This is a genomic window from Microvirgula aerodenitrificans DSM 15089 (assembly GCF_000620105.1).
Lineage (GTDB): Bacteria > Pseudomonadota > Gammaproteobacteria > Burkholderiales > Aquaspirillaceae > Microvirgula > Microvirgula aerodenitrificans.
The window spans coordinates 1-6,815 of record NZ_JHVK01000046.1 but is presented as its reverse complement, the minus strand read 5'-3'; the positions used below and the strand labels follow the sequence as shown (position 1 = coordinate 6,815).

Here is a 6,815-nt window from a genome sequence, read left to right as displayed (position 1 = left end):
ACGCCAGGAATCACGAATCAGGGAGAGCAAGCGGGCATCTTCTTTGGCCCGATCCGACTCTGGTTGGTGCAGCCATTTGTAGAATCCGGCACGTGCTACCTGCAGCAAACGACACATGGTGACCAGCGACCAGGTATGCCGATGCTCGTTCATGAAGCGGTACTTCACTCGGACTCCCTGGCAAAGTACCGCGCGGCTTTTTTTAGAATATCTCGCTCTTCTTCGGTACGGCGCAGTTGCGCTTTCAGGCGAAGAATCTCGCTCTTGGCCTCGATCAGTTCGGCGGCTTGCTTCTCACTATTGTCAGGGGTAACCGCCTTCACCCACTTGTACAGGCTGTGGCTGGAGACCCCAAGCCGGGCGGCAACCTCGGCGACGGAGTAGCCCCGTTCAGTGACTTGTTTGACGGCTTCCTCTTTGAATTCTGGGGTAAAACGCTGCGTACTCACGGACATCCTCCTATGCTCAAATCATTGGGCAGGAATGCCTACTGGAGCCGGGGCAGTCCAGAATCACTCTGAAATGTCATAAACTACGTAGTAGGTTATCGTAACATTTGCTGCGCGGTGCACAACCGACACGGGGATATTCATGCAAGGCAAGCTATCAGAACTCATTCGCAACTATTCAGAGCCATACAGAAAGCGTCTGACCCAGTCTCCCTCGGACGCCCGCGAGTATGCCGCTCTCGTGGACTTTCACATAAAAGTCGCGTTGACCCTGCTGGCAGCCTACAGTGTCCGTACTACAGCACCTATCAAGCTCGGTGACACACCTGGCGTGGGGGGGATGCTAAGCGGGATCCGGCTCGCCAGGAGATGGAGCACCAGCCAAGATCCAATTGTTGTCGGATGGATGGAGTTCGCCGCAGGATTCCTCGGGGAGTTTGCGAGAAACATTCACGATGGTAAGAGCTTTAAGACCATTCGAGATGAGCTTTCTCATGGCAATCCGATTCCCGTTGACGACAAACCAGCCGCGGCGATCTGCGATGCGTTGCGCGAGTTTTCCATAGCGATCGCGGATCGCTTGGAGACGCAGTTGGATAAGTTCACATACACGGCGAGCACAAAGTCCATTAAAGCTTTGTGTGGAGAAGACGTGCAAGAGCTCTGCCCTGTCTGGGACGTCAACTTGGCACAAGGCGTGATCGGCATCTATGCGACCTTCGACTACGACGGCGTGTACTACTTATGCCCAGAGATTGGGGCCTACCGCAACCAGCTCCCTGAGAACACTCTGGCGTTCCGGGATAGCTTCTTGGACAAAGATCCAACAGCTCGGCATTTTGGCCAGTTCGTGTATGAGATCACGCGGGATATAGCGGGCTTCTCAGAAGACCATTCATCTCCACCTTATGACTTTGGGGAAGAGCAGTATGCGGGAGTTGTCTTCGTCACCTGGACGCAGGCTACCAGCCAGGGCAATGTGTACCGGACTGACCAGTTCCGTCGAGGGCAGGACAATCGCTATGAGTGGCTAGATGCCGATTCCAATACTTGGGTCGGATACTCTAGCTTCTTGCGCAGAATTTCAAACTGGGGCGTCCTAGCGCGACGCGTACGCATTGAGCTCGACGAGCAGGAAAGGCGCAAGCAGGTCGCGGAGATAGGTAGAGCTCAGCCTATTGCCGGCACGAAGATTGACGCTGTGCTAGTCGAGGAGACGGATTCCCTAGATTCGCACGCAGGCATCAACCTCCTGTCGCGTGCTGACGGGGCCTGCCTACCTTCTAAGAGTTTTACAACCGTGTTCTTTGTTGTTGGCGATGCAGGTATGGGCAAGACCGAGTACCTCCTGAGTATCGCCCGCGAAAGGGCCCGCGCGATAGAAGCCGACTCAACCAGCGAGGTGCCACTCTATCTGTTCGTTAGCTCCGCAGGACGTGCCCTCTCCAACATCGACGACGCTATCAACACCTCGCTAAGCATCACCCGCATTCTCAACAATCAGAGCGCCAAGGCGCTGTGCAGAAACGGCCTACTCGTGCTTGTCGTTGACGGCTTCGACGAACTCCTAGGCAGCAGCGGCTACGACAATCCACTTGGTTCGCTCGAAGGATGGTTCCGAGATTTGCGCGGCCGTGGCGTGTTGATCGCCTCTGCGCGCTCAGCCTACTACATGACCCGTTATCGACGGTCTCTAAGCGAGACGACAGACCTGAATGTGGAACATACGGTCGCACACATCCAGCCGTGGACTCGCGACAATATCAGAATCTTTCTCGCGAGCTACGGTGTGCAAAATGCCGATCTCACCGGCCTCAGCGAGCGCGACTGGAAGTTACTGGCTATCCCTTTCTTCGCCAAAGCATTTGCTACGTGGTGCATTAGCCGGAAATCCACACACGCAGAGCTGATTGGAATTTTCCAGGTCGTTGTTGAGCAATACCTTGAACGTGAGTCTACGAAAATTCTGGACCATAACAACGTTCCTATCCTTACTACGCGGGAGCTTCAGGTACTATTCAGCGAGTTCGCTGAGATGATGCACCTTGAAGGCAAGCGTGAACTGGAGCAGTCGGATCTAGAGCTCTGTGCCAGCGCTGCCCTAGGGCTCAACGATATAGACAAAGAGCGCCCAGGGCTACGGCGCAGGCTAAGCTCGCTATGTGGCCTGTCCGCCGGTGAAATCATTGCAGGCGATAGCAAGTTTGGTTTCTCTCACGAGGTGATCTCCGATTGCTTCCTTTCGCTAGCCCTGCAGCGACTGTGTGAGACCCGCGTTGAACAAACCTACGTCGCTAACTTTTTTGACAAGGGTGCAATCAATCCGGCGGTTATCGAATGGTTCGTCGCTTACAATCCCGAGGTTGCGAGCCGCACTTTGGATACACTCCTATCGTTGAGAAGAGAGTCGCCGAACTGGAAGAAGAATGTCGGAATCCTTTGGACTGCGCTCCTTGATTATGATGAAGGTATGCCGCCGCACCTCTTGGCATCAGGGCTTGAGTTCCAGACCATCACTCTAAGCAATGGGAGCGGTCAACAACTGGGAATGCAAAATGCCATCGTCAATCAGCTCCTGATTTTTAATGGCGCGCCGACCGTAGACCTCAGGCGCACGTCCATCGGATACCTTGAAGTGGAAAATACTACAACACTCAAGCGGCTTCGTAATCTCACCCCCGAGTTGATCCAAGTGCTCCGCTCGCCAGATTTCTACTGCGACACCACACCGAGTATTCGCAGGGCCCTCGAAGATGTGGGCGTTATCGAACGAGAAGCACACGTCGCCAACCACGAGTGGCTGGACATAGCGAACTACTTCATCGAATCATTAGTAAACCGTCCAGACGCGCCTATTATCGTCATCACGGAAACCCTTGAGGCCGATGGCGAGAGATTGGGTTGGACGCAGCGGCTTGGATCAGCAAAGTGGACCACATTTGTTAACCGGCTCACGCAGTGCGGCTTGGCGAGGTGGGAAGACATTGTTTGCAAGGGACCGCAAAAAAGCCGGCTCGTTTTCCAAGTCCCTCCTGCAGAGATTGCGCGCCGTAATGGCAGTATTACAGGGATTGTGGATTTCTGGGGCGATCACTAAGTTGGAGGCTCCTACTCGCCCAGCGCATGTCGGGTGACCTGGATGGCCGAAAGGCATTCGCTCTTTGTTACCCTGTGCGAGGGCTGCTTTGAATCGGCAGCGGACTTCTTTTCCATAGTGATGGATCGTCCGCTTTGGCCGAGCAGCAGTCATTTGAGGCGGTTTCACGACCGCACCTCGGCCAATACGGTCATTCGATACCAGGGAAAAGAATGGCTGCTTCCAAATCAGGGAGCAGCCATTCAATTATCTAGAAATCTAGGGGCGATTCAGGGGCCTATTTCGGGTCTGATTAGATAAGTTTGCTTCGGAAATAGACAGCGGTTTCTGGGTCGGTGCAGTACAGGAAACAACCTTTAAGTCCACGAGTCATCAGGGTGCGATACGTATTTTTGATGATGCGATCTGCCTTGGCGGATGTTTCTTCTGGCTGCTTCTTAACCTGTGTTTTGTAACCTCTGATGGTTTGATCCATTGAGGAGCGCTGGGCTGCATCGGTGACTACCTTGCCATTCCGAATGATCAGGTCTGGGCCGATGATCACGCCGATGTAGTCGACCTCCAGTCCCTGGCATGTATGGATACAACCAACTTGTTCGATAGAGTCAGGGGCAATGATCCAGACCATGCTGTTGCTGGCCAGATTCCACTGCCGTTGGTAGTTATCTCCTATCACGATATCCATCTGTGTCGTGTCGGTTTTGCTGTTCCATGGCCAGCAATAGCCGGCGACGACCCGAGCCCGGTTGCCGCTGTTTCTTAGCTTGACAGCGGCATGCATTTCTTCCGGGGTGTCGAAAACCTTGAATTCGTAGCTTTTGGTGTCCAGCTGAGTGTTCGCGGTCTCGCGGATGCCGAGTACGTTATCGAGCCAGGCCATGTAGCCATCCGAGCCGCTGCAGCGGAATTGCGAGGTCAATTCAAATTCGTGGACCTCGGCCCCCTTAGCAACTGCCCACTGTCGGATCTGCTCTTTGGAGCCAATGTCGCGGAAAGTGACGCGCTGATCTTCGTCGATGAAGAAGACAGTGCACTTAGCGGCATTGATCAGCTCCTTCATCTGGTTTTCGCCCTTGTTGTTGAACATACCGCTCTTCTCAGTGAGGCGGTGCGCTTCATCAACGAGTAGCAGGTCGAAGGTGTTCTGCTCCATGTCATGGAAGTTGTCAGAGCCAGCAAACAGGCTGTTGAAGCGGGTCTGCTTCATGGAGCCGGTCAGCTTGGCTTTGTAGACATGGCGCGGTGCTGCGTTTTTGGAAATGTATTTGATAGCCATACTGGTTTTGAGGAGCTTGACCAGCAGGTTGATGGCGATCAGCGTCTTGCCCGTACCGGGGCCGCCCTCGACAATCACAACCTTGTGCTTGCCGGGGGCGGCTGCACGCGCAATGTTCTTGATGCTTTCAAAGACCAATTTTTGGTCATTGATGAGGGCAAATTCACGATTGCCCTCCATCAACTTGGCAAGGGCATCAGCCAGTGCCTTGGAGGCGCCAATTCGACTGGAAATCAGCTGCTGCAGCACTGACTGGTTGTCACCCTGTTGGATGTGTTGACTCAGGAAGGACTGCAACTTTTCCCGCTCGACCATACCTTTGCGGAAGAGGGGGGCCTGTTGGGTGTACTCCTTGAAGCGTTCATCCAGAATGGTGTTATCTGTTTCGGAATAGTTGTGCAGAAAGGCGCAGGGCAGGACTCGTATCTCTCCGGATGCCACCGCCTCATTGAAGCCTTCGAAAAGCGTGGCGTAAGCCCAGGCCTGGTACGACGGATGCAACGCTTCGTTCAGCCCGCCGCCGAGCTGCGTCAGCACAACCGCATCTTTGTCGGTCAGCTTGATCGCACTCCACTGCTTGAGCTCGATGATGATGATGGTCTTCTGGCCATGGGCATCGAATCCGCTGAGGGTGAAGTCGATGCGACTCATCGATTGCGGCGCAAACAGTTCAATGCCGATACCGGCAGTTGCCGGGATGCGCTCGTCTCGTAATACCCGAGCCATCTCCTGCAAAGAGTTCTTCCACGACACCTTCTCTTGGCTGCTGACTCTCTTGCCGACGATGGCTTGGTACCTAGCTTCGAGCAGATCTTCAATGTATCTGTCGGAATCCAGCAGGAATTGCTGCTTGTCTGCCTGGTAGATCAGGGTATGAGTCGGAGTTGTGGGCTGCATTCAGATCTCTGTGTATTTTTTACTGGAACCGCGAGCCTTCTCTGCCGGATATTTTTCGGCATTGAGTTGCAGCTTCTGGGTGGCGGCATCGTTCAGGTCCACCTCCAGTACGTCGGCCAGACGGACCAGATAAAGCAGGACATCGGCAAGTTCTTCGCGCACTTTATCTGCAGTCGCAGGATCTCTGCCCGCTGTGCGCGAGGCATCTTCGGTCATCCACTGGAAAATTTCGGTCAGCTCGCCAACTTCGCCAGATAGGGCCATCACGAGATTCTTGGGGGAGTGAAACTGGTGCCAGTCGCGCTCTGTGGCAAAGGCCTCCAATGCGGTTGCCAGTCTGCTGGTTTCTACCAAGGGGGCGGTGGTTGTATTTTTGGGACTCTGGCTCATGGTCTGGCTCTCTACGTGGTATGGCATAGCAATTATGCCTGTAGAGAGCATATGTATGCGTCGCGTACTTGGGTAGTCTGCTATGTGGATCAAAGCTGCTGTTGAGCAAACTTGGTCTGCGCCCACTTAGGCCGAGTAGTAGCCTTTCGTGCCAGTCATGCCAGACAACCGTGGTCTGTACCCACTGGATGATGCCGCAAGAAAAATCCCAATGAACGGTAGCACCTCTACTGCACAGCACTGAGGCTGTGCAGTAGGGGGCTATGCCGTACTTCAGCTATTGCTGTTTTCGCCCGCAGCCTCCTCAAAGCACCATATACGACACCCACGGCTCAAACGGAAACCGCCGGATCTCATGCGTGCCGATCCCCACGATCTCCTGCAGGGCCAGCGTCTCGCCCGGAAACGACTCGCAGTTGATCTCGTCGAAGGCGACGATGGCGCCTTTCGGCATTCGGGGCAGAAATAGCTCCAGTGCCTTCTTCGTTGGTTCGTACAGGTCGAAGTCGAGGTAGAGCAGGGAGATGATGGTGTGCGGATTGGCTTCGAGATACTGCGCGGCGGTCTGGGTGAAGTCGCCTTTGACCAGCTCGACGTTCGGGATGTGCGCTAGGTGGCGCTCGCTGTTGTACTTCTCGACAGAACGTTTGAGCTCTTCCAGTGGGCTGCCGCAGATGTCGCCAGGCTGGCTGTGCAGGCTGCCCTG

At 54.6% G+C, this 6,815-nt stretch carries 4 protein-coding genes and 1 pseudogene; 1 reads left to right on the top strand and 4 read right to left on the bottom strand.

The window, feature by feature from the left end; translation table 11 throughout:
* Positions 1–449, bottom strand: a pseudogene (locus Q352_RS23060) (transposase); the annotation flags it as partial.
* A 142-nt stretch (positions 450–591) separates the two neighbouring features.
* On the opposite strand from Q352_RS23060, the gene Q352_RS0117820 reads away from it, so the two are divergent.
* Positions 592–3,546, top strand: a complete 2,955-nt coding sequence (locus tag Q352_RS0117820) for an NACHT domain-containing protein (RefSeq protein ID WP_028500488.1) — start codon at positions 592–594, stop codon at positions 3,544–3,546.
* A gap of 292 nt (positions 3,547–3,838) precedes the next feature.
* Here Q352_RS0117820 and Q352_RS0117815 read toward each other — a convergent pair whose 3' ends face one another.
* From Q352_RS0117815 to Q352_RS0117805, 3 genes are all read right to left on the bottom strand, one after another.
* Positions 3,839–5,719: a DUF2075 domain-containing protein gene (locus tag Q352_RS0117815; protein ID WP_028500487.1), complete on the bottom strand. Its 1,881-nt coding sequence runs from the start codon at positions 5,717–5,719 to the stop codon at positions 3,839–3,841.
* A complete protein-coding gene (locus Q352_RS0117810; protein ID WP_036386955.1) occupies positions 5,720–6,109 on the bottom strand; it encodes a nucleotide pyrophosphohydrolase in 390 nt (129 codons plus the stop codon). It lies immediately after the preceding gene.
* A 304-nt stretch (positions 6,110–6,413) separates the two neighbouring features.
* Positions 6,414–6,815: class I SAM-dependent methyltransferase (locus tag Q352_RS0117805; RefSeq protein WP_028500485.1), on the bottom strand; the 402-nt coding region annotated here is incomplete at its 5' end.

Excerpts from the sequence above, each read along its gene's own strand:
- Q352_RS0117815 (WP_028500487.1), bottom strand. The coding sequence starts at position 5,719 with ATGCAGCCCACAACTCCGACTCATACCCTGATCTACCAGGCAGACAAG.
- Q352_RS0117810 (WP_036386955.1), bottom strand. The coding sequence starts at position 6,109 with ATGAGCCAGAGTCCCAAAAATACAACCACCGCCCCCTTGGTAGAAACC.
- Q352_RS0117820 (WP_028500488.1), top strand. The coding sequence starts at position 592 with ATGCAAGGCAAGCTATCAGAACTCATTCGCAACTATTCAGAGCCATAC.